The following is a 22,760-nucleotide window of genomic DNA, read 5'->3' on the forward strand; positions in this document are numbered from 1 at the left end:
GCCGTGCTCATACCGAAGGCGATCGCGGAGGGCGTCCGCGACGGCACCGTGACCACTCAGTACCGCCGCTGGGACGCGCCCCGCGTGAAGGTGGGCGGAACCCAGCTCACTCCGGCGGGCCTGCTGCGGTTCACGCGCGTCACCAAGGTGCCCGACGTCGAGAAGATCACCGATCGCGCCGCGCGGGCGGCCGGGATGAAGGACGCCGCCGCGCTGCGACGGGCCCTGCGGCCCCGCGATCCCGATGCCCCGCGCCGGGAGCGCTCGGCGCGGGGCGGCGAGCACGTCTACCGCGTCCACCTCGAATGGGCCGGAGAGGACCCGCGGCTCGCGCTGCGGGAGGCCCTGCCCGACGACGCCGAACTGGCCGCGATCGCCGCCCGCCTCGCCCGGCTGGACGCCCGCCCCACCGGGCCCTGGACCCGCGACATCCTGGAGTGGATCCGCGATCACCCGCACATCGTCTCGAAGGAACTCGCCGCCGAGCGCGGGGTCGAACTGCTGCCGATGAAGGCCGACATCCGCAAGCTCAAGGGCATGGGCCTGACGATCAGCCACGAGGTCGGCTACGAGCTCTCCCCGCGCGGCGCCGCATACCTGGCGTGGCTCGGCCCGGACGCCGGTTAGGCGGGCTGGCCCTCCTCCGCCTGTTCCGCCGCGTCCTCGGCGGTCGACTTGGCCCAGCGGTAGTCGGCCTTACCGGCCGGCGTGCGCTTGACCTGGTCCACGAAGACCACGGTGCGCGGGACCTTGTACCCGGCCAGCTCGCCGCGCGCGAAGGTCTGGATGTCCTCGATGCTGGGCCGCTCCTGGCCCTCGGCGACGGCGACGACGGCGGCCACCCGCTGCCCGTACCGGGCGTCGGGGACCGGGACCACGAGCGCGTCCGCGATGGCGGGGTGGCCGTGCAGGGTGGCCTCCACCTCCTCGGCGTACACCTTCTCGCCGCCGGTGTTGATGCACTGGCTGCCGCGACCGAGGAAGACGATGCCGCCGTCCTCCGCCGGGTACCCCATATCGCCGAGCACCGAGATGCGGCGGCCGTCCTTCAGCGTGGGGAAGGTGCGCGCCGACTTCTCGGGATCGTTGTAGTAGCCCAGCGGCACGTTGCCGACGCGGGCGATGTAGCCCACCTCGCCGGGCGTGGTGATCTCCTCGAACTGCTCGTCAACCACCATCATCTTGTCGGTGGGCGGGGCGTGCAGGTTGCCCTCGTCGTCGAGCTGCATGACGCCGTCGTTGCCCGTCTCCGAGGCGCCGAAGTTGTCACGCAGGATCAGCTCGGGCTTGATCGCGGCCATCCGGTCGCGCACGTGCTTGGACCAGATCGCGCCTCCCGAGGTGATCGAGAACAGCGAGGAGAAATCGGCGGTGTCCTTCTGCTTCTCCATCTCCTCCACCAGCGGGATGCCCATGGCGTCGCCCACGATGAGAATGGTCTGCGTCTGATCACGGGCGATGTTCCGCACGATCTGCTCGGCGTTGAAATCGCGTTCCAGGATGATCCGCGATCCGAGCACGAAGAAGGTGAACAGGGAGTAGGCCCCGGCGCCGTGCATGAGCGGCGCCGCGATCAGGAAGGCCAGCGGCGGGAAGGATTTCGCGCCCTCGCCGACCTCGTCCAGCGAGGTGCGCGGTTCGCCACCGTACGGGACACCCGCGGAGAGCGGCTTGCGGAAGAAGTCGTCGTGCTGCCACACCACGCCCTTCGGGTAGCCGGTGGTCCCGCCGGTGTAGATGATGTAGTGCTCCTCGCCGGTGCGGGGCTCGAAGTTCCGTTCCTCGGAGAGGTTTTCGGACTCGGAGAAGGGCACCACCTCGACGGTGCGGTCGCCGAGGGCGGCGGCCGCGGTTGCCAGTTCGGGCGTGGTCTCCCCCACCACGAAGACCGTGCGCAGATCCGGGAGGGCGGGCAGCAGCGAGGCGAGGGTCCGCTGATGCTCGGGCAGTTCGACGATGATCGCGACCGCGTCGGAGTTGGTGAAGATGTACTCCAGCTCGGGGGCGGTGTACCGGTAGTTGACGTTCACCGGTACCGCGCGGATCTTGATGAGACCCAACAGGGATTGCACGTGCTCGACGCTGTTCTTGAGGAACAGGGCCACGTGATCGAACGCGCCCACGCCGTGCGCCGCGAACAGGTGCGCCACGCGATTGGTCTGGGCGTCCATATCGGCGTAGCTGGTCTGCTCGCCGTTGTAACTGAGCACGATCCGTTCGGGCACCGCGTCGACGACCGCCTCGAAGATGTCGGCGAGGTTGAACTTCATGAGCACTCCTGTCCCTGACCTGCCGCGTCGGCACACCGGCAGAACGTGTTCTAGTTCTATCAGGTGCACCCCCGCCCTGTCTGCGGTTCCGCAGGGAATCGGACAGCCGTTTTAGAACACGTACTAGTCGCCTTCGCCGCGTGCGACGACGGCCACCACCGACCGTGCCTGATCGACGATCGCGGCCAGGTTGGCCCGGTACTCCGGCGATGCGGTCACGGCCCGGTCCGCAGGCAGGCCGTCGAGCACCGGGGTGTGCACGTGCCCGCCGGGAACGGACGCGCCGAGCCGATCGCGCACCAGCGTCACGCGGTAGCCGATCTCGTTGGAGAGGTAGTCGCCACCCGCACCCTGCCGCGCCATCGCGGACGCGGGCGGCGCCTCCGTGGTGGTGGTCGACGGGAGCTTCGGCAGATCGCACACCGTGCTGGTCGCGGGATTCGGGCCCGCGGCGTAACTGATCTCGGAGTTGCGGGCCACCGGGTACCGGCCCTGCGCCGCCGCGCTGATCGCCGCCATCGGCAGGGTGCTCCGGGTCCACTGCGGGGCCTGCGCGGCGACGGGCGCCGGACCGCGGTAGCAGGCCGCCTCGTTGTCGGAGGCGCCGCCGCGCCACACCCCGTTGATCGCCTCCAGATCGAACTTGCCGGGCCTGCCCTGGCTGATCGTGGTGAAGCCCACCGCCCGCGACGGCCCGGGCGCCAGGAACGGCGTCACGGCGCGTTCCACCATCCCGGCTCCGAAATCGCGCCACCGCACCGGGAACAGCATCGCCACCACCGTGACCCTGCCCGCAGGCGTGTCGATCACCGTGCCGTCCAGGGCGAGCGCGATCGCCCCCGACGGATTGCCCTGCCGGATATCGCGGTTGAGCCGGAACGGGTCGAAACCCGTGACCAGGACCGTGCGGCCCGACGGTGCGCGGCGCTGCCCGCGGGAGACCTCGTCGATGGTGGTCACGATGCGCGTGCGCTCCGCATCCGTCACGGCGGGACGCCAGGCGCGCACCGCCCGGATGAGCGCGAGCCGCGCCCAGTACAGCGGACGGTCGTCCGCGGTGAACCCCGCGCCTGCGCCCTGCGCCCGCCGGACCGCGGCGCGGAACAGTTCGGACGAGACCCGTGCGGCGGCGCGCTCGGCCTCGGCGGCCGTGGACGCACGCCCGAGCGCATCGTCGAGGTCGCGCACGTACCGGTCGAAGCTCGCGTCCGCCACCAGTCGTGCGGGGACATCGCCGGCGTCGTACAGGCGCTCCTCGGCGGTCACCACGGTGGCGGGGCCGTCGGCGGCGGCGACTGCGGGGCTGATCAGAGCGGCGGTCAGGGCGAGGATCACGGCGGGAATCAGGGAGCGGCGCATCGCCCGAATCTAGTGCCCCGCGCGCCGCGCCACCCGGCGAACGGCAGGTGGTACGCGCGACGAAGGAGATTCGTTCACGGCGCGGCGAACCCTCGTCAAAGCGATCGAGTGCGACGACAGTTCCCGGGCATGACCACCTCGCTCACCCGTACCCCGTCCGATGCCGAACTCGACGCGACGTTCGGCCCCGTCTACGCCCGGATCGCCGAGGGTGCCGTCGAGCGCGAGCGCGGCCGGGTCCTGGCGCACGCGCCCATCGCCCTGCTCAAGGAGGCCGGCTTCACCGCACTGCGGGTCCCCGCAGAGTTCGGCGGCTCCGAGGTCACGGTCCGGCAGTTCTTCCGCCAGCTGATCAACCTCGCCGCCGCGGACTCCAACCTGCCGCAGGCCCTGCGGGTGCACCTGCTGTTCGTCGAGGACCAGCGCCTGGCGAAGACCGCCGCCGGCGATGCCTGGTTGCGCGCCTCCGCCGAGGGCACAGTGGTCGGCAACGCCATCACCGAACCCGGCGCGGGATCGGTCGGCGGCTACCAGACCGCGCTGACCCGCGACGGCGACGGATATCGCCTCAACGGCACCAAGTTCTACTCCACCGGCACCCTGTACGCCGACCACATCCTGGTGGCCGCGGATCTCGACGGCGAGCGGGTCGCGGTACTCGTGGACGCCGACTCCCCCGGAGTCGAGAAGGTCGACGACTGGAACGGTTTCGGACAGAAGCTCACCGCGAGCGGAACCACCGTCTTCACCGACGTCTTCGTCCCCGCGGACCGGTTCCTCGGCGAGGGCTACGGCGCCCCCGGCGCCACCTACGCCACCTCGTACCTGCAGCTCGTGCAGTTGGCCGGGCTCGCCGGTATCGCCCAGCGCGCCACCGACGACACCGTGGCCTGGGTGCAGGCGCGCACCCGCACCTTCTCGCACGCCGCCGCCGACCTGCAGCGCGACGATCCGCTGGTGCAGCAGGTGATCGGCCGCCTCTCCAGCGCCGCGTTCACCGCGAAACAAGCCGTTCTGGCCGTGGCCGACGTGCTCGACCAGGCGCTGGCGGGCCGAGAACTGCATGAGGACCTGCTGCCGGAGGCCGAACTCGCCGCGGCGCACGCACAGATCGCCGTGATCGACCTCGTGCTCAAGGCCACCACCGACCTGTTTGAGGTGGGCGGAGCGTCCCTCGTGGACGCCGATCTCGCGCTCGATCGGCACTGGCGCAACGCCCGCACCCTCGCCGTGCACAACCCCGCGATCCAGAAGGCCCGCGCGATCGGCGATCTCCTGCTCAACGGCGCCGAGCTCCCGTACGCCTGGAACGCCGGCGCCCGCACGCAGACCGCTCACACCAACTGACCCCGCAACGAAAGGCACGACCATGACGCAGACCCGCATCGCCATCATCGGCGCAGGAGTGGTGGGTGCCACCGCCGCGCTCGTCCTCGCCCAGCGCGGCCACCAGGTGGACCTGTACAGCGAGCGCACCGCGCAGCAGCTCCGCGACGACGTCCCCGCCACCGGAACGGCCGTGCTGTTCGGGCACTCCCGCGACGTCGACCACACCCTGGTCCCCGAGCTGTATCCCGACGCTCCCGTGTCCACCGGCATGAACACCCGGCTGCAGACGGGCGAGCCCGGCGGCCTGGAGCAGGTCCTCGCCTTCGATCCCGACTTCCGGTACACCGCCGCGGGTATCGACGTGCGCCTGCGGGCGTACGACCGGATCCGGCTGTTCGAGGAGGCGGGTGGGAACTTCATCGTCGACACCGTGACCCCGGACGGTCTCGACGCCATCGCCGGGCAGCACGATCTGACGTTGGTCTCCACCGGCAAGGGCGGCCTGTCCGGACTGTTCCCGGTCGACGAATCGCGCACCGTCTACCGCTCCCCGCAGCGGCACCTGCTCGCCGCCGCCTTCACCGGGCTCGGTCACGGCGACGACGTCTTCACCGCACGCGGTCACGGCGCGGGCGCCCACAACGTCTTCAACCTGCACACCGACCACGGCGAGATCTGGATCGGCCCGTACTGGCACAAGGACGCGGGCGCCACCTGGAGCGTTCTCGGCTTCGCCAAGCCGGACGGTGGCTGGGTGGAGCGGTTCAACGAGGTGACCGACCCGCAGAGCGCGCTCGAGGTGGTGGTCGGGATCTACCGCGACTACTTCCCGGACGATCTGCCGGACATCGAGAAGCTCCGCGTGATCGAGCAGGACCGCCACCCCTGGCTGCGCGGCGCGGTGACACCCACGGTGCGCCAGGGCGTCGGGTTCACCCGCAGCGGCCACCCCGTCGCCTCGCTCGGCGACACCTCGATCGCCTTCGATCCGATCGCCGGACAGGGCGCGCAGACCGGCCTGATCCAGGTCGCGGCGCTCGTCAAGGCCATCGAGGATCGCGGCCCGAACTTCACCGCGTTCACCGCCGATTGGATCCGCGATCAGTTCGACCGGCACTGGGAGGAGCGCGGCCACGCCGCGGCCGAGGTGACCCGGCTGTTCCTGGGCGATCCGGACTACGCCTTCGCCGCCGGGCCCCTGTTCGCGGGTGCCACCGCCGACGACGCCGTGGGCGCCGCCCTGTTCGGTCTGCTCTCGGTGCCGGACCCCATCCTGGAGCTCAAGACCGAGGAGGATGTGCAGCGGTTCATCGAGGAGGCGAAGGCCGCCGCCCTGGTCCGCAGCTGACCGAAAAGCGCACGATCCGACACCGGAAATCCGATATTTCTCCATGGCGCTCGGGCCGCGAGTAGGGTCCGGCGGAATGGACCTGTTGCGGACCAAACCCATCGCCCGGATCAAGGCCGACGGTGCCGCCGAGGGGGGCCTCCGGCGCAACCTCGGGCTCGTCGACCTGGGGGGGTTCGGCGTCGGCATCGTGATCGGGACCGGCATCTTCACCCTCACCGGCATTCAGGCCAAGGTGAACGCCGGTCCCGGCATCGCGCTGTCCTTCGTGGTGGCCGGCGTCGTGAGCCTGTTCGCGGCCCTCTGTTACGCCGAGCTCGCCGCCGCGGTACCTACCGCGGGCAGCGCCTACACCTACGCGTACGCCACGATCGGTGAGGTCTTCGCGTGGATCATCGGCTGGGACCTGCTGCTGGAGTTCGGGCTCGGCGCGGCTGTGGTCTCGCGCAGCTGGTCCGGCTACCTGGCGGATCTGCTCGGGCTCCCGCCGAGCCTGTTCACCGAAGAGGCCCCGGTCAACGTGGGCGCCATCCTGATCATCCTGGTGCTCGGCCTGGTCGCGGCGTTCGGGATCCGCGAGTCGGCACGCGTCACCAACGGGCTGGTCCTGATCAAGGTGGCGATCTCGGTGTTCGTGGTGGCCGTGGGCGCCTTCTTCGTCACCCGGTCGAACCTGGTCCCGTTCATCCCGGACGCGGTCCCCGCGTCCTCCGAGGGCAGGGCCATCGACCGCCCGCTGATCGAGACCCTCCTCGGCGGCGCGCCCTCGCACTACGGGATGGCGGGCATCCTCACCGCCGCGGCGATCGTCTTCTTCGCGTACACCGGGTTCGAGGCGGTGGCGAACCTCGGCGAGGAGGCCAAGCGGCCCGAACGCGATATGCCGCGGGCGCTGATCGGCACGTTGCTCGCGTGCACGCTGCTGTACGTGCTCGTCTCACTCGTGCTCACCGGGATGGTGAAGTACACCGACATCGACGAGAGCGCGCCGCTGTCCAAGGCCTTCGAGTTCGTGGGCGCCCGGTGGGCGGGTGACCTGGTCGCCGTCGCGGCCGTCGCGGGCCTGACCTCCGTGATCCTGGTGGAGCTGGTGACGATGGGGCGCATCGGCTACGCCATGGGCCGCGACGGCCTGCTCCCGCAGTCGGTGGCGAAGGTCTCACCCAAGTACGGCACTCCGGTCCGGTTCACCGTGATCGTGGTGGTCGTGTGCGCGCTGCTCGGCGGCTTCGTGCCGATCGAGGAGCTGTCCGAGATGGTCAGTATCGGCGCCCTGTTCGCCTTCCTCCTGGTCTCCCTCGCCGTGCCGGTGCTGCGGCGCACGAAGCCCGATCTGGAGCGCCCGTTCAGGGTGCCCCTCTCCCCGCTGGTCCCGATCCTGTCGGGTCTGGCGTGCGTGGCGTTGATGACGAATCTCGCGATCGCGACCTGGTTGCGATTCCTGGTGTGGTTCGCCCTCGGCCTCGCCATCTATCTTCTCTATGGGCGCCGACATTCGGTTCTGGGCCGTGAGGCCGCCGCCGAGAGGGAGTGAGACGTTGACCGAACCACTGCGTGTGGGACTGATCGGCGCCGGACCGTGGGCGCAGGAAACACATGCCCCCGCGCTCGCCGCGCATCCCGGGATCGACTTCGTCGGGGGCTGGGCCCGCAACCCCGCCGCGGCGGATGCGCTGTTCCCGCGCACCTTCGACTCACCCGAAGCCCTGTTCAGCGCCGTGGACGCCGTGGCCTTCGCCGTCCCGCCGAACGTGCAGGCCCCGCTCGCGATCGCCGCCGCGCAGGCGGGCAAGCACCTGATCCTCGACAAGCCGATCGCCCTGGACCTGGACGCGGCCACGCAGCTGGCCGCCGCGGTCTCCGCTGCGGGAGTCCGGTCGATCGTCGCCTTCACCCGGCGCTTCGCCCCGGAGACGCGCGAGTTCGTCGACCGGGCCTGCGCGATCACGCCCGTCGCCGTGGAGGCGCAGTGGCTGTCCGGTGCGGCACTGAGCGGCAAGTTCGCCGCCTCGGCTTGGCGCCAGGAACAGGGCGCCCTGTTCGATGTGGGCCCGCACATCCTCGACCTCGTCGACGCCGCCGCCGGACCGGTCTCGTCGGTGTCCGCCGCTCGATACGACGCGCCCAGCGACACCTGGACGGTGCAGCTCGACCACGCCGACGGTGCCGCATCGTCGATCTCCCTGTCGCTGCGGACGCCCGCGATCCCCACCGTGATGCGCGTGTCCGCGCACTCCACCACCGGAGTCGCCGTACTGGACAGCCGTGAGACCTCGTCGGCGGAGTGCTTCCGGGTGCTGCTCGACGAGTTCCTGGACTCGATCGCCACCGGCGTCGACCACCCGCTGGGTGTGCTCCGCGGGCTCGCGCTGCAACGGGTGATCACGCAGATCCAGGAGGCGCAGTGTCCGTCGGGCGGGTGAGCCCGCCGCCGGCCGAGACCCCGTTCGACGACGGCTTCTACCGAGCCGTGGTGGACCGATCGGTCGACGGCTTCTTCGTGCACGACGAGGAGGGACGCCTCGTCGCCGTGAACGACCAGGCGTGCACCAGCACCGGGTACACCCGCGACGAGCTCCTGCAGATGAACGCCCTCGACATCGTGCAGGTGACCACGGACCTCGCCCGGAGCGGCTGGGCTCTCGCCTTCGCCGGCGAGACGATCCTGATCCCCGCGATGCACCGCCGCAAGGACGGGTCCCTGTTCCCCATCGAGGCGCACATCTCGAGCCAGGTGATCGACGGTCGCCGGTACATCGTGGGCCTCACGCGTGACATCACCGACCGCGTCGAGGCCGATGCCGCCAAGCTGGAGGCCACGCGACGGCTCGAGGCGCGCATGGAGGCGACGCGGACCTCCTCGCAGCAGGTGGCGAATCTGCTGCAGGCCGTGATCGACGCCGCACCGGACCTGGTGTACATCAAGGACCGGCAGGGTCGGTACCTGTACATCAACGCCGCCGTCGCGGAGCTGGCCGGCGTCGCCCGCGAGGACGCGATCGGATACGACGACACGGTGCTCTTCCCCGGTGCGCTCGCGAAGGAGCTGATGGCCACCGATCGCGACATCATGGACACCGGCATCGGCCGCGAGGTCGAGGAGTATCCGTTCGTCGACGGGGTCAAGCGCACGTACCTGTCGAACAAGTCCCCGCACCGCGACGCCGAGGGCCGCGTGATCGGCCTGATCGGCATCTCGCGTGACATGACCGCGAGCCGGATCGATCAGGAACTGTTGCGGCACAGCGAGGCCCGGTGGCAGTTCGCCATCGACGGGGCGGGCGACGGCATCTGGGACTGGGATGTCCCCTCGGGAGCGGTCTTCTTCTCCCATCAGTGGAAGGCCATGCTCGGCTACTCCGACGACGAGGTCGGCGCCACGGTGTCCGAGTGGGTCGAGCGGGTGCACACGGACGATTTCGATCGCTGCTGGGCCATCGTGCGAGGTGTGGTCCAGGGCCGTGCGACGGAGTACGAGTTCGAGCACCGCATGCGGACCAAGGATGGTGCGTGGCGTTGGATCCTGAGCCGGGGCCGGGTGATGGAGCGCGACGCCGAGGGCTTGCCGAGCCGCCTGATCGGGACGCATACCGACATCACCGAGCGGCACGAGAACGAGGACGAGATCCGCGAACTCACCGAGCGGCTGCAGTGGCGGGCGGATCACGACGATCTCACCGAGCTGTTGGGGCGCACCGCCTTCATCGAGCGGGCGACCCGGATCGTCGAAGAGCGCCGGACGGACGGCGCCACGCTCGCCCTGCTGTGGATCGACCTCGACACGTTCACCCGGATCAATGATTCCCTCGGGCACGATCTCGGCGACCACGTGCTCGCGGAGGTGGCCCGGCGGCTGGCGGCGTCCGGCCGGCCCGACGATCTGGTCGCCCGGCTGGGTGGCGACGAGTTCGTCGTCCTGCGCCCGCGGGTCGACGAGGGCGACGATCTGCCGGCGTGGACCGAAGACGTCCGGCTCGCCCTCGCGGAACCCATGGATGTGGACGGGATCTTGCTCACGGTCACGTGCTCGATCGGTCTCGTCGAGTCGAACGGCTCGGACGACGACGTCACGCAGTTGCTGATCGACGGTGATACCGCTCTGTTGCAAGCGAAGCGGGCGGGCCGTAACCGCATCGTCCGGCACACCACCGGGCTGCGTGCGACCCAGCACCAGCGCGCCGATCTCGCCGCACACCTGCGTTCCACCATCGAGACCGGCGACATCATCGTGCGGTATCAGCCGGTGATCGACCTCGCCACCGGGGCGATGGTGGGTGCCGAGGCGCTCACCCGACTGATCGGTCCGGGCGGTGACGAGCTCACGCCGCCGCAGTTCCTCCCGCACCTGGAGGCACTGGGCCTGATGCCCTCGCTCGCCTCCCTCGTGCTGCGCCGGGCCTGCGTCGAATTCGCCTCCGCGCCCGACCTGGGGTGGGTTTCGGTCAACCTCGCCTCGGAGGACCTCTCGGCGCCGCACCTTCCCGCCACCGTCGCGCGGACCATCGAGGCGACCGGTCTGGCCGCGGAGCGGTTGATCCTGGAGATCAACGAGCGGGTGGTTCCGGAGCCGCACATCCTGGCCGCGACCCGGCGACTGGCCGAGCTCGGGCCGCGGATCGCACTGGACGACTTCGGGACCGGTTGGTCGAGCCTCGCGCAGCTCAAGGACCTCGAGCTCGCTCTGGTGAAGATCGACCGGTCGGTGGTCACCGCGTCGACGGTGCACGACAATCCGCAGTTGGAGGCCATGCTGGCGGCCGCGATCGCGATGGCCCGGGCGCTCGACCTGGAGGTGATCGCCGAGGGCATCGAGCGGCAGGCGGAATCATCGGCGCTCGTCGCCGCCGGGGCGCAGTTCGGCCAGGGATACCTCTTCAGCCGCGCCATCGACTTCGACGAGCTGCGCCGGTGGCGCGCCTCGCGCGACCACGAGGGCCTGCTCGGCTGATCCGGCGCCATCCGGGCGTTCGCGGCCGCCGACGCGCCGCCGCGTCCGTCGCTACGCTGAGGACATGACGAACCCCGGTGATGCCCGCGACTCCGCGCCGAACGATGCACCTGTCGACGCACGCGGTGACGCACCCATCGACGCCGAGATCGTCGACCTGCCGGCGGCGCCCGTCGCCCCCACCCGCGCCGATGTGACCGGGTACACCGAGGGCGGGGTTCCCACCTTCGACCACGTCCGTGAGGTGATCGAGCGACGCACCGCCACCGCGATCGGCGGCGAGGAGCTCGCGCACGGCACGGCGGCCGGGCAGGACGCCGAGCGGGCCTTCGCCGAGCGGGAGAAGGCGGCCAAGGCGAAGCTCGACGAGATCCGCGCATCGCTGCGGGCCTCGTCGCCCGAGAAGGACTGACCCGGGCTCAGGCCAGGTTGCCGGCCAGGTATTCCGCGTAGGCCGGGAGGTCGAGCTGACCATGGCCGGACAGTCCGATCACGAGGACCTCGTCGGAGTGCTCCCGCGCGTAGCTCGCGGCGGCCGCGATGGCGTGGGTCGATTCGGGGGCCGGCACGATGCCCTGGCTGCGGGCGAACTGCACGCCGGCGGCGAAGGCCTCGTTCTGCTCGATCGCCACGCCCTCGACCAGTCCGAGCTCCACGGTGTGGCTCAGCGCGGGCGACATGCCGTGGTAGCGCAGCCCACCCGCGTGGATCGGGTCGGGAACGAAGTCCATGCCCAGGGTGTGCATCTTCAGCAACGGGGTCAGGCCCGCCACGTCGCCGTGGTCGTAGCGGTACTCCCCCTTCGTGATCGACGGGCAGGCCGCGGGTTCGGCGGCCACGATCCGCGGGTTCTGCCGGCCGTGGATCTTCTCCCGCAGGAACGGGAATGCGAGACCCGCGAGGTTGGAACCGCCGCCCGCGCAACCGAAGACCACGTCGGCGCCCTTCTCGTGCAGATTCAGCTGGTCCACCGCCTCCAGGCCGATCACGGACTGGTGCAGCACCACGTGATTGAGCACGCTGCCCAGCGCGTACCGGGCGTCCGGGTCCTGCGCGGCCACCTCGACGGCCTCCGAGACGGCCATGCCCAGGCTGCCGCTGGTGTTCGGGTCCTTCTCGAGCATCGCGCGGCCCGACGCGGTGAGATCCGAGGGACTGGGATGCACGGTGCCGCCGTAGGTGCGCATGAGGTGACCGCGGTAGGGCTTGGAATCGAACGAGGCCCGCACCTGCCAGATCTCCACGTCGATGCCGAACTGGGCGCCGGCGAAGGAGAGCGCGCTCCCCCACTGTCCGGCACCGGTCTCGGTGGTCAGCTTCTTCACACCGTCGAGCGAGTTGTAGTAGGCCTGCGCCACCGCGGAGTTGGTCTTGTGCGAACCCACCGGGCTCACACCTTCATACTTGACGTAGATCCGGCAGCTGGTGCCGAGTGCGTTCTCGAACTTCCGCGCACGGATGAGCGGCGACGGTCGCCACAGGGCCAGGATCTCGCGGACCGGCTCGGGGATCTCGTGGTACGCCTCGGTGGACCCCTCCTGCGCGATCAGGCCGCTCGCGAACAGCGGCGCCAGATCCTCCGGCTGCACCGGCTGCTTGGTCCCCGGATGCAGGTGCGGCGGGATCGGGGTCGAAAGCTCAGCGGCCAGGTTGTACCAGTGAGTGGGTACCTCCACCACGGTGATGTCGCGCTGATCGAGGTCCTGCGAGTGAGTCATGGATCACACCCTAGAACGCGTCCTCGCCGCTCTCGGCCGGGAGGTCCGAAGTCGGCCAAATCGGACTCGCCGGGAGGCAAGGCAGAATGGAAGCACGAGGCCTCCTTCACGAAGGTGATTGATACCAGTGACGCCACTGCTGGACGTACCGCTCACCGCGGGCATGCTGCCGGTCGCGCTCGCCGTCGCGGGCGCCGCCGGTCTGGCAGTGCTGCTCCTCGGCGTCCGGCGCGGTAGGCCCGCGCGCACCATCGCCGCCTGCATCGTCGGCGCGATCACCTTGACCGCGGTCCTCGACTACCTGGTGGAGTACGTGTGGCGGCCCTTCCCCGACCGGCTCGATCCGGCGGTCCTGCTGTGGGTGGCGGTGGCGCTCACCGGGCTGCTGCTGGCGGCGGTCCGCATCGTCGAACGCCGCAGCTGGCGCACCGCCGCGGCCAGCGGCACCGCGGTGGTGGCCGTGTTCGCGATGGCCGCGGCGGAGGTCAACATCGTCTACTCGGCCTACCCCGTGGTCGAGGACCTGATGCCCGTCGAGTACCCGAACACGGTGCCGACGCCCGCTGCGGGAACCAGCCCCGCCCGCGGCAAGGTCGTCAATGCCACGATCCCGGCCACCTCATCGAAGTTCACCGCGCGCCCGGGCCTGGTGTACTTCCCGCCGGCGTACCTCTCCGCGTCGAGGGAGCGGCTTCCGGTGCTGGTGCTGCTGGCCGGGCAGCCGGGTGGTCCACGGGACTGGTTCGTGGGCGGCAAGCTGGCGCGCACCATGGACGCCTACGCGCAGCGCCACGGCGGCGTGGCCCCGGTGGTCGTGGTCCCGGATGCGACCGGCGGCCCGCTGGCCAATCCCCTGTGCGCCGACACCAAGCGGGCGAAGGCCGCCAGCTATCTCGGCGTCGATGTTCCCGCGTGGATCCGGCAGAACCTGCCGGTGAACCCGGATCCGTCGGCGTGGGCGGTGGGCGGGTTCTCCTACGGCGGCACCTGCGCCCTGCAACTGGCCACCGGATTCCCGGACGTGTACCGCACCTTCCTCGCCCTCTCCGCCGATGCGGAGCCCGATCTCGGTGGCCCGGCCCGCACGATCTCCGAGGGCTTCGGCGGTGATCGATCGGCCTTCGAGCGGAACAGTCCGTTGGTCCGGATGGCCGCACGGACCTATCCGGACACCGCCGGTGTGGTGGTGGTGGGCACCGACGATCCCTCGGTCCAGGCGTCCTCGGTGAAGATCCGTGCCGCGGCGGCACGCGCGGGCATGAGTGTGCGGGAGCGTCGCCTCCCCGGCGGCCACAGCTTCGCGGTGTGGACGCCCGGCCTGGCGGCGGAGCTCGACTGGCTGGGCCAGCGCATGGGCCTCGGCGACTGATCAGGTCTGCAACAGCGCGGCCGCAGCGAAATCGCCGGCGTGCGCGAAAGCCGCCAGCACCACCGGTTCGCCTCGATCGATCCGGCCCTGAGCCAGCGATGTGGCGAGCGTGTGGGGCACCCCGACCGCGAACAGGTTGCCGCACTCGTCGAAGGTGTCGGGATGGCGCTCCGGCGGGAGTTCCAGCGCCTCACGCCAATTCCGTAGGAAGGTCCGGTTCGGCTGATTCGTCACGAGGTGGCCCACCTCGGGTCCGCGCAGTCCGCCCGCCGCGGCGGCGGCGAGTGCCACCTCGGGGACGAGCCGGTTGCCCCGCGCGAGGACCTTGGCGATCTTCGACTCGGTGAAGCCCACGTGGAGCTGCCCGCTGCCCGCCTCCCAGTACTTGCGCGGCGGATCGATCGCGGCCGTCATATCGCCGGCGTACTCGCTGTGCTGCGCGAGCACCACCTCGCGCACCGTGATGCCTTCGCCGTCCGCTGCGGCGGAGACCACCGCGGCGGCGGCACCGTCGCCCGGGATGGCGGCCTGCGGAAGTGTGCGCACGCGGTCCTGGGTGAAGACGTTCCCGGCCGCGTTCGTCGCCGTGAGCAGCAGTGCCGTGCGGGCGGTGCCCGCGGCGAACAGGGTGCGGGCCAGGTGCAGCATCAGGATGAACGCGGCGCAGCCGCCGTTGTGCAGATCGAGCACGAGCGAGGGCGACAGCTTCAGCCGCCTTGCCACGTCGCCGCCGCACCCCACCACCGGGAGGTCGGGCAGTTGGGAGTGGGTGAGGATCACATCGACCCCGGCCACGGCGGCGGCAGCGGGCTCGGGCAGCCGTTCGATCGCCGCGCACATGAGGTCGACATTGGACTCCTCGGGCCCCGCATGATGCCGGAACGCGGGAGGCGCGAACATCGGGTTCTCGGACAGCGTCCGGCTGTCGGCGTCGGCGAATTCCCGGAAGTACGAGGCGGGTACGCGGTTCGCGGGTAGATAGGACGCGAGGCCCATGATGCGGGTGTCCATCACGCCATCCACTCCGGACGGATGGGCAGTCCTCGCGCGTGCCGATGCTCGGCGATGGCGGTGAGGTTGTCGAGTTCGAGCTGGTGGCCGGCCGAGAACATGTCCCAGAAGTCGCCGACCCAGACGGGGCGTTCGGGTGGCGCTGTCTCGGGGTACGGGTTCTCGTCGTAGAACGGATGGTGGCAATTGGTCCAGAGCACCACGGAGCCCGGCTTGTTGAAGACGGCCTGCGCGTCCACCACCCGCATCAGGTAGATCATCCACAGGTGTTTCCCCTGATCCCAGGCGCAGTGGTAGTCCACGGTGCGAGCGGTGGGCTCGGCGACGGTGCGGGTGTAGATCTCGGTCTGGTCGCCGAGCATGTCGCGGGCCACCCACAGTCCGGGTTCGTCGGTGCGCTCGAAACCGCGCAGGCTGTACGTCCACTCCTCCAGCGAACGGGTGTCGGCGAGCCATGCGTACAACTCGTCCGGCGGCGCGTTCACATAGCCCTGAACGGTGCAGAAGTCGCCGAAGACCTGCTGGTGCGGGTACACCGACCGGAGCCGGTCCAGCACCAGTGGAGTGGCGACCGGGCGCGGATGGCTCTCGATCCGGATGGTTCCTTCGATGTCGTCCAGGGGCGGGATCATCGGGGCTCCTTCGCGGTGGCGGGCAGGATGGCGGCGAACGGTGGGATCTCGAGCGGATCGGTGTCGATCACCAGGCACTCCGGTCCGCCGCGCGTCTCGGCGAGATCGAGGGCGGCCGTGCGTATCTCGTCGACGGTGCCGGCGGTGCGTACCCGCATGGTCGGGAACATCGCGGCCAGCCCGTCGCCGATGCGGGTGTGCCGGAACAGGTTCAGGCTGGGGAGATCGGAGAAGAAGCGCTCCTCCCGGGCCACGCACATGCCGTGGGCGTCGTTGTTGAACACCACCAGCAGCACCGGCGCGTTCGCCTCGATCGCGGTGTGGATCTCCATACCGTGCATGTAGAAGGCGCCGTCACCGGCGAGGATCACCGTGCGGCGCCCGGTGGCGATCGCGGCGCCCACGCCGGCGGCGATGCCGAAGCCCATCCCGCCCATGCCGAGGGCCACCACGAACCGGGAGCCGGTGCCCAGCGGGAGGCGATGCACGGCGGCGGCGCCGGCGTTGCCGGCATCGGCGAAGACGAGGGCGTCCGGCGGGATGGCCTCCGCCAGGGTGTCGACGGCGTCCGCGCAGGTGATCCGGCCGCTCTCCGGGCGAGGCACGACGATCGGCTCGGGCCCGGCCGTGGTCCACGGGGGCCGATCCGGCCCCGGACCGAGCCCGGTGACGAGGCCGCGGATGTACCCCGGCACGTCGGGAGCCGGTTCGTGTACGGACACCTCGAACAGCGGCGGCTGCGCATCGGCGTGCACGGTGAAGGTCGCTCGGAGGGCGGGCTCCAGCCCACCGCGATCCATGACATCGAGATCGGTGCCGAGGGCGAGGATCAGATCGGCTTCCCCTGCCGCACGGACGACCGACGGGTGGCCCATCACGCCGGACACGCCCACGGTGTGCCCGTCCCCGAGCGCCAGGTCTCTGCCGTTGGGTCCCACCGCGATCACCGCGCCCGTCGCCCGGGCCAGGTCACCCACCGCGCCGCCGACGCGGGCCCGCGACGCCGCACCGCCGAGCAGGATCAGGGGTCGCCGCGCCGCCCGGAGCGCGTCGATCACCTCGGCGGACGGCGCGATGGTGGGCGGTGACGCGCAATGACGCTCGGCCGGCATCTCCTGCGCGTCCGCGACCTGGACGTCCTTGGGGAGGAGAAGGGCCGCGGGGAGCCCGCTGTCGAGGGCGTCGAAGGCGCCCGCGAGCGCGGGCCCGAGGTCCGACGGTGCGCCCACCCGCGCCGAGTATCCGGTGACGGCGCGGAACAGGGCCGGAGCGTCGACACTGCGCGGCGCGTTGCACATGTCCTGGAACGCGCCGTGCCCCTCCGAACCGGTGGGCGGGCAGCCGATGAGGGCGAGCACCGGCACCCGGGACTGGTACGCCTCCGCGAGTGCGGGAACGCAATTCATCGCGGCCCCGCCCGATGTCGCGATCAGGCAGCTGGGCCGACCGGTGATGCGGGTCGCACCGTCGGCCATGGCGCCCGCGCCGAACTCGTGTTTGGCGATGGTCAGCCGGACCCGCCGGTCGCGGGGCGCGCGGAGCAGTGCCGCGAACAGATCCTCCGAGTTGGCGCCGTGGATACCGTACGCGTTACGAATCCCATACCCATACAACGCATCTGCTAGTGCACTTGCGCAGTTCGGCGTCACATCAGCCACAGTAGGCCCGTGTGACTCGCACCACAAGGAAGATCCGCAGGGCGAAGGATTGAATGTCAGATGCATTGCACCGGAATGTATCCGCGTTCCGGACTATTCGGGCGCGGAACCCCCGTCGAAAGCGGCGAGGAGGCGTTGTGCGGCCAGCGCCGGGGTCAGGCTCCCGTCCTGAACTCCGGCCTCCACCTCGCCGCGCACGGAACGCACACCGTCGGACCGCTCGACCCGGCCCAGCACGGCGTCGCGCACCATGGTCCAGGTCCACTCCACCTGCTGGTCGCGGCGGCGCCGGTCGAACTCCCCCGCGTCTTGCAGCGTCCGCTGGTGCCGCAGGATCTCGTCCCAGAACTCGGGGACGCCGGTGCCCTCCAAGGCGCTCATGGTGAGCACGGGTGGGCGCCACAGCGAGCCCTTCGGATGGATCAACCGCAGCGCGCCGGACAGTTCGCGCGCGGCCACCCGGGCCTCCACGATGTGGTCACCGTCGGCCTTGTTCACCGAGACCACATCGGCGAGCTCCAGCACGCCCTTCTTGATCCCCTGCAGTTGATCACCGGTCCGCGCCAGGGTGAGGAAGGCGAAGGTGTCCACCATGTTCGCCACCGTCACCTCGGACTGGCCCACGCCCACGGTCTCCACCAGGATCACGTCGAAGCCCGCCGCCTCGAGCAGCACGATCGTCTCGCGCGTGGCCTTGGCGACGCCGCCGAGGGTTCCGGAGGTCGGAGACGGCCGGATGTAGGCACGCGGGTTCACCGCGAGCGTCCCCATCCGCGTCTTATCGCCGAGGATCGAGCCGCCGCTGCGCGTGGACGACGGGTCCACCGCGAGCACGGCGACTTTGTGCCCCAACGAGATCAGGTGATTGCCCAGGGCCTCGATCGTGGTCGACTTGCCCACCCCGGGAACGCCCGTGATCCCCACCCGGGTGGAGATCGGAGCGTCCGGTGCCGGCGTCAGCTCCAGCAGCAGTTCCTGCGCCAGCGCCTGGTGATCGGCCCGCCGCGACTCCACGAGCGTGATCGCCCGCGCCAGCACCGCCCGGGTGTCGGCCCGCACGCCCTCGGCGAGCTCGGAGACGGTGATCACGCCAGCTGGTACCCGAGGTTGCTACCGAGGTTCTGCAGGAGATCGACGGCGGCATCGGCGATCACGGTGCCGGGCGGGAAGATGGCCGAGGCGCCCGCGGCGTACAGGTCGTCGAAATCGCCGGGCGGGATCACACCGCCCACCACGATCATGATGTCGGGCCGACCCACCGCCGCCAGTGCATCGCGCAGCGCCGGCACCAGGGTGAGGTGACCGGCCGCGAGGCTCGACACCCCGACCACGTGCACGTCGTTATCGGCGGCCTGCTGGGCCACTTCCTCCGGGGTGGAGAACAGCGGACCCACATCCACATCGAAGCCGAGGTCGGCGAAGGCGGTGGCGATCACCTTCTGGCCGCGATCGTGGCCGTCCTGCCCCATCTTGGCGATCAAGACGCGCGGACGGCGGCCGTCGGCCTCCTCGAACTTCTCCACCAGCGCCGACGCGGCGGCGATGTTGCTGGCGGCTCCGGCCTCGTCGCGGTACACGCCACTGAGGGTACGGATCTCGGCCTGGTGCCGCCCGTAGACCTTCTCCAGCGCGTCCGAGATCTCACCGACGGTGGCCTTGGCGCGGGCCGCGTCGATCGCCAGCGCGAGCAGGTTGTTCTCCATGCCGCCCTCGGACGAGGCGGCGGCGCGGGACAGGTTATCCAACGCGGCCTGCACCTGTGCGTCGTCCCGCTCCGCGCGCAACTGCTCCAGCTTGGCCAGCTGTTCGGCGCGCACGCGCGAGTTCTCGACCTTGAGGATCTCGATCTCCGCGTCCTCGGGCACCTGGTACTTGTTCACCCCGATCACGGGCTGGCGGCCGGAATCGATGCGGGCCTGAGTGCGGGCGGCCGCCTCCTCGATGCGCAGCTTCGGGATGCCCTCGGCGATCGCCTTGGTCATGCCGCCGGCCTCCTGCACCTCCCGGATGTGGGCGCGGGCGCGCTCGGCCAGCTCGTGGGTCAGCGTCTCCACATAGTAGGAGCCGCCCCACGGGTCGATCGGACGCGTGGTGCCCGATTCCTGCTGCAGCACCAGCTGGGTGTTACGGGCGATGCGCGCCGAGAAGTCGGTCGGCAGCGCGATGGCCTCATCGAGCGCATTGGTGTGCAGCGACTGGGTGTGGCCCTGCGTGGCGGCCATCGCCTCAACACAGGTCCGGGCGACATTGTTGAAGACGTCCTGCGCGGTGAGGCTCCAGCCGGAAGTCTGCGAATGCGTGCGCAGCGACAGCGATTTGCTGTTCTTCGCGTCGAAACCGGCGACCAGCTCGCTCCACAGCAGGCGGGCGGCGCGGAGCTTGGCCACCTCCATGAAGAAGTTCATGCCGATGCCCCAGAAGAAGGACAGCCGGGGTGCGAACTTGTCCACGTCGAGGCCCGCCTCGATGCCGGCCTTGATGTATTCGACACCGTCCGCGAGGGTGTACGCCAGCTCGAGATCGGCTGTGGCCCCGGCCTCCTGGATGTGATAGCCCGAGATCGAGATCGAGTTGAACTTGGGCATCTGCTGGGAGGTGTAGGCGAAGATGTCGGAGATGATCCGCATCGACGGCGCCGGCGGATAGATGTAGGTGTTGCGCACCATGAACTCTTTGAGGATGTCGTTCTGGATGGTGCCGGCGAGCTTGTCCGGCCCCACCCCCTGCTCCTCGGCGGCCACCACGTACAGCGCCAGGATCGGCAGCACGGCGCCGTTCATCGTCATCGAGACGGAGACGCCGCCCAGATCGATGCCGTCGAAGAGCTGGCGCATGTCCAGGATCGAGTCGATCGCCACACCTGCCATGCCCACGTCGCCGGTCACGCGCGGGTGATCGGAGTCGTATCCGCGGTGGGTCGCGAGGTCGAAGGCCACCGAGAGCCCCTTCTGGCCCGCAGCCAGGTTGCGGCGGTAGAAGGCGTTCGATTCGGCGGCGGTCGAGAAGCCCGCGTACTGCCGGATGGTCCACGGCTGGTTGACGTACATCGTGGGGTACGGGCCGCGGATGAAGGGCACCGCGCCCGGGTACGAATCGACGGGGAACCCGGCCTCGGCCACGGCGTCGCGGTCCGCGCGGGTGTACACGGGCTTGACGTCGATGCCCTCGGGCGTCGACCACACCAGCTGGTCCGGCGTGTACGCGTGCGCCTGCGCGGCGCCGTCGACGAAGGCGTCGACGTCCGCGGCCGACGGCGCGGCGGGAGCCGGCGTCGTGGACTCGAACGGGACGTCGGCGAAGCTGCCGATCGTGGTGTCAGTCATCACGCCCCCAATCGGGTGAGCAGGTCGTCGAGCACGGCAGCCGCGTCGATCTTCGCGTGCAGGTAGAAGTCGATCAGCCCGTCGCCCACGGTGCCCGGGGCGCCCGCCAGCAGCACGAGGTAGCCCTCGTCGCGGAGCGAGCGGGCCAGCGTCTCGCCCTCGTCGGCGTAGCCGCCGTCGGAACCCGCGAGGACCACGATCTTGGCGCCCGGCGAACCGTCCACGGTGGCGGTCCCGGCCACCTGCTCATCGGCGTCCAGCACGGTCTCGATGCCGCCGGAGGCCAGCAGGTTGGTCAGGAAGGTCGAGCGGCCGTTGTGCGCCGCGACGGAACCGATGGTCACCATCCGGATCCGCGGCCGCACGCCGTGCTCGCGCAGGAACGAATCCGAGCGCGTGCGGAGCGCCTCGAACGGGGCGGCGTAGGCGCGGAGCACGGGCCCGTTGGTGGCGGCCGACGGTGCGATCGGCGCCTCGGCGAGGTTCGGGAATTCGTTGACGCCGGTGAGCTTGCGGGCGCGGCGCGAGACCGCGGCGTCGCGGCGCTCGGCGGCCTCGCCGAGCCGGTTCGCGATGGTCTCGTCCTCGACGCCGCGGGCGAAGCCGCCGTCCCGCTCGACGGCCTGCAGCTCGGCCCATGCCGCGCGGGCGAGATCGTCGGTGAGGGATTCGACGTGCCAGGAACCGGCGCCGGGATCGGCGACGCGGCCGAGGTTCGACTCCTCCAGGAGCAGGAGCTGGGTGTTGCGGGCGATGCGCCGGGAGAACGCCGGCGAGTACCCCTCGACGCCGCCGGGCAGGGCCGCGTCGTATCCGAGGGTGGTCACGTAATCGGCGCCACCCACGCCCGCGCCGAACGCGGCAACGGTGCCGCGGAGCATGTTTACCCACGGATCGCGCTGGCTGGTCGCGGCGAGCGAGGTCACCGCGTGCACCGGGGCGTTCCCCGCCTCGGGGTGCCCGAGCTGTTCCGCCACGCGGGCCCAGACGGTGCGCCAGGCGCGGATCTTGGCCAGCGTGAGGAACTGGTCGTCGGTGGCGGCCAGCCGGACCGTCACCTGGCCCAGCGCGGCGGCCACGGACAGTCCGGCGGCGGTGAGAGCGCGGATGTGGTCGAGGCCGGCGGCGGCCGCGAGGCCGAGTTCCTGGGCGCAGGTGGCGCCGGCGTTGTGCAGGTCGGCACCGTCGACCACGAGGGCGCGCACGTCCTCGGCCCGGGCGTCGGCCATGCGGGCCAGCGCGACGGCCTCCTCGTCGGAGACATCGGAGCGACCGACCACGGCCGAGGTGAGCGGCGCGGCGCCGAGGCTGACGCGCACCAGGTCGGCACGGTACTGATCGCTCCGGGCGGCAGTGTCGAGCGCGGCGAGCACCTGGTCGGCCGCCTCGACGGCGTGCGAACCGGCGGTGAGCAGGATCGGAGCCATGTCCGGGTACACGCCGTCGAGCAGGACGCCGGGGTCCCTGCGGGTGATCCACAGCGCGCTCGCGCCGGATTCCAGGGCGCCCAGGACGTCGGCCGCGTCGGTCTCGGGTCCGAAGACCTCGGCCACGCGCCATCCCAGGCGGACATCGGGCGTCGGCGAACCGCCGCGGGTGTACGGGTACGCCCCCGGCAAGGGGGCCTCGGGCAGTTCGTCGCGCTGCGAGTACAGCGGCGCGATGAGGACGCCGTCGTCCTCGGTGGGGGTGGTCAGGGCCGCGATCGGATCCTCCGGCGGCGTTCCGCCGCGCGACTTCGCGAGCACCGCGCCGACCGATTCGCGCCATGCATCGTAGGGATTGTCTGCCACGC

General features: G+C 70.7%; 17 protein-coding genes. 8 read left to right on the top strand and 9 right to left on the bottom strand.

Features of this window, described 5'->3' with window-relative positions:
- Positions 1 to 3: 3 nt before the first annotated feature.
- On the top strand, positions 4 to 627 hold the full coding sequence (locus ABD108_RS10370; protein ID WP_343930219.1) for an ASCH domain-containing protein: 624 nt from the start codon (positions 4 to 6) through the stop codon (positions 625 to 627).
- On the opposite strand, the gene ABD108_RS10375 is transcribed toward ABD108_RS10370, so the two are convergent.
- Both ABD108_RS10375 and ABD108_RS10380 read right to left on the bottom strand, forming a co-directional pair.
- Positions 624 to 2,270 (bottom strand): AMP-binding protein, encoded by a 1,647-nt coding sequence (locus ABD108_RS10375; RefSeq protein ID WP_343930220.1) that lies wholly within the window; start codon positions 2,268 to 2,270, stop codon positions 624 to 626. The genes ABD108_RS10370 and ABD108_RS10375 overlap by 4 nt on opposite strands.
- Before the next feature lie 123 nt (positions 2,271 to 2,393).
- Positions 2,394 to 3,629: a hypothetical protein gene (locus tag ABD108_RS10380; protein WP_343930221.1), complete on the bottom strand. Its 1,236-nt coding sequence runs from the start codon at positions 3,627 to 3,629 to the stop codon at positions 2,394 to 2,396.
- A 129-nt stretch (positions 3,630 to 3,758) separates the two neighbouring features.
- On the opposite strand from ABD108_RS10380, the gene ABD108_RS10385 reads away from it, so the two are divergent.
- The 6 genes from ABD108_RS10385 (at position 3,759) to ABD108_RS10410 (ending at position 11,666) form a co-directional block, all read left to right on the top strand.
- Positions 3,759 to 4,976: an acyl-CoA dehydrogenase family protein gene (locus ABD108_RS10385; protein WP_343930222.1), complete on the top strand. Its 1,218-nt coding sequence runs from the start codon at positions 3,759 to 3,761 to the stop codon at positions 4,974 to 4,976.
- A 22-nt stretch (positions 4,977 to 4,998) separates the two neighbouring features.
- Positions 4,999 to 6,306: a styrene monooxygenase/indole monooxygenase family protein gene (locus ABD108_RS10390; RefSeq protein ID WP_305110626.1), complete on the top strand. Its 1,308-nt coding sequence runs from the start codon at positions 4,999 to 5,001 to the stop codon at positions 6,304 to 6,306.
- Positions 6,307 to 6,382: 76 nt separating this feature from the next.
- The gene (locus ABD108_RS10395; RefSeq protein ID WP_343930223.1) at positions 6,383 to 7,840 is read left to right on the top strand and encodes an amino acid permease; all 1,458 of its coding nucleotides are present in this window, start codon (positions 6,383 to 6,385) and stop codon (positions 7,838 to 7,840) included.
- Between the two features lie 4 nt (positions 7,841 to 7,844).
- Complete coding sequence (locus tag ABD108_RS10400) at positions 7,845 to 8,729, top strand: Gfo/Idh/MocA family protein (protein WP_343930224.1); 885 nt, start codon at positions 7,845 to 7,847, stop codon at positions 8,727 to 8,729.
- Positions 8,711 to 11,254 (top strand): sensor domain-containing protein, encoded by a 2,544-nt coding sequence (locus ABD108_RS10405; protein ID WP_343930225.1) that lies wholly within the window; start codon positions 8,711 to 8,713, stop codon positions 11,252 to 11,254. The genes ABD108_RS10400 and ABD108_RS10405 overlap by 19 nt, the downstream gene beginning before the upstream one ends.
- A 64-nt stretch (positions 11,255 to 11,318) precedes the next feature.
- Positions 11,319 to 11,666: a hypothetical protein gene (locus ABD108_RS10410; protein WP_343930226.1), complete on the top strand. Its 348-nt coding sequence runs from the start codon at positions 11,319 to 11,321 to the stop codon at positions 11,664 to 11,666.
- 7 nt (positions 11,667 to 11,673) lie between these two features.
- On the opposite strand, the gene ABD108_RS10415 is transcribed toward ABD108_RS10410, so the two are convergent.
- Complete coding sequence (locus ABD108_RS10415; RefSeq protein ID WP_220658869.1) at positions 11,674 to 12,972, bottom strand: TrpB-like pyridoxal phosphate-dependent enzyme; 1,299 nt, start codon at positions 12,970 to 12,972, stop codon at positions 11,674 to 11,676.
- Positions 12,973 to 13,099: 127 nt separating this feature from the next.
- On the opposite strand from ABD108_RS10415, the gene ABD108_RS10420 reads away from it, so the two are divergent.
- Positions 13,100 to 14,341: an alpha/beta hydrolase gene (locus ABD108_RS10420; RefSeq protein WP_220658870.1), complete on the top strand. Its 1,242-nt coding sequence runs from the start codon at positions 13,100 to 13,102 to the stop codon at positions 14,339 to 14,341.
- Here the strand turns inward: ABD108_RS10420 and ABD108_RS10425 are convergent, their stop codons facing one another.
- The 6 genes from ABD108_RS10425 to ABD108_RS10450 are packed head-to-tail and all read right to left on the bottom strand — an operon-like array spanning position 14,342 to position 22,758.
- The gene (locus ABD108_RS10425) at positions 14,342 to 15,352 is read right to left on the bottom strand and encodes a 3-oxoacyl-[acyl-carrier-protein] synthase III C-terminal domain-containing protein (protein ID WP_343930227.1); all 1,011 of its coding nucleotides are present in this window, start codon (positions 15,350 to 15,352) and stop codon (positions 14,342 to 14,344) included.
- Positions 15,352 to 15,984 (bottom strand): SRPBCC family protein, encoded by a 633-nt coding sequence (locus ABD108_RS10430; RefSeq protein WP_220658872.1) that lies wholly within the window; start codon positions 15,982 to 15,984, stop codon positions 15,352 to 15,354. Before ABD108_RS10430 ends, ABD108_RS10425 begins: the two co-directional genes overlap by 1 nt.
- Positions 15,981 to 17,708, bottom strand: coding sequence for a thiamine pyrophosphate-binding protein (locus ABD108_RS10435; RefSeq protein ID WP_343930228.1), 1,728 nt, complete (start codon positions 17,706 to 17,708; stop codon positions 15,981 to 15,983). Before ABD108_RS10435 ends, ABD108_RS10430 begins: the two co-directional genes overlap by 4 nt.
- A 27-nt stretch (positions 17,709 to 17,735) precedes the next feature.
- Positions 17,736 to 18,728, bottom strand: a complete 993-nt coding sequence (gene meaB / locus ABD108_RS10440) for a methylmalonyl Co-A mutase-associated GTPase MeaB (RefSeq protein WP_343930335.1) — start codon at positions 18,726 to 18,728, stop codon at positions 17,736 to 17,738.
- Complete coding sequence (scpA, locus tag ABD108_RS10445) at positions 18,728 to 20,965, bottom strand: methylmalonyl-CoA mutase (RefSeq protein ID WP_343930229.1); 2,238 nt, start codon at positions 20,963 to 20,965, stop codon at positions 18,728 to 18,730. Before scpA ends, meaB begins: the two co-directional genes overlap by 1 nt.
- The gene (locus ABD108_RS10450) at positions 20,965 to 22,758 is read right to left on the bottom strand and encodes a methylmalonyl-CoA mutase family protein (RefSeq protein WP_343930230.1); all 1,794 of its coding nucleotides are present in this window, start codon (positions 22,756 to 22,758) and stop codon (positions 20,965 to 20,967) included. The genes scpA and ABD108_RS10450 overlap by 1 nt, the downstream gene beginning before the upstream one ends.
- Positions 22,759 to 22,760 lie beyond the last annotated feature (2 nt).

Source organism: Tsukamurella strandjordii (assembly GCF_039525985.1).
In the GTDB taxonomy this organism is placed as follows: domain Bacteria; phylum Actinomycetota; class Actinomycetes; order Mycobacteriales; family Mycobacteriaceae; genus Tsukamurella; species Tsukamurella strandjordii.

Coding starts and splice junctions, on each gene's coding strand:
- ABD108_RS10375 (WP_343930220.1), bottom strand. CDS start 2,270: ATGAAGTTCAACCTCGCCGACATCTTCGAGGCGGTCGTCGACGCGGTG.
- ABD108_RS10380 (WP_343930221.1), bottom strand. CDS start 3,629: ATGCGCCGCTCCCTGATTCCCGCCGTGATCCTCGCCCTGACCGCCGCT.
- ABD108_RS10385 (WP_343930222.1), top strand. CDS start 3,759: ATGACCACCTCGCTCACCCGTACCCCGTCCGATGCCGAACTCGACGCG.
- ABD108_RS10390 (WP_305110626.1), top strand. CDS start 4,999: ATGACGCAGACCCGCATCGCCATCATCGGCGCAGGAGTGGTGGGTGCC.
- ABD108_RS10395 (WP_343930223.1), top strand. CDS start 6,383: ATGGACCTGTTGCGGACCAAACCCATCGCCCGGATCAAGGCCGACGGT.
- ABD108_RS10410 (WP_343930226.1), top strand. CDS start 11,319: ATGACGAACCCCGGTGATGCCCGCGACTCCGCGCCGAACGATGCACCT.
- ABD108_RS10415 (WP_220658869.1), bottom strand. CDS start 12,972: ATGACTCACTCGCAGGACCTCGATCAGCGCGACATCACCGTGGTGGAG.
- ABD108_RS10425 (WP_343930227.1), bottom strand. CDS start 15,352: ATGGACACCCGCATCATGGGCCTCGCGTCCTATCTACCCGCGAACCGC.
- ABD108_RS10430 (WP_220658872.1), bottom strand. CDS start 15,984: ATGATCCCGCCCCTGGACGACATCGAAGGAACCATCCGGATCGAGAGC.
- ABD108_RS10435 (WP_343930228.1), bottom strand. CDS start 17,708: ATGCATCTGACATTCAATCCTTCGCCCTGCGGATCTTCCTTGTGGTGC.
- scpA (WP_343930229.1), bottom strand. CDS start 20,965: ATGACTGACACCACGATCGGCAGCTTCGCCGACGTCCCGTTCGAGTCC.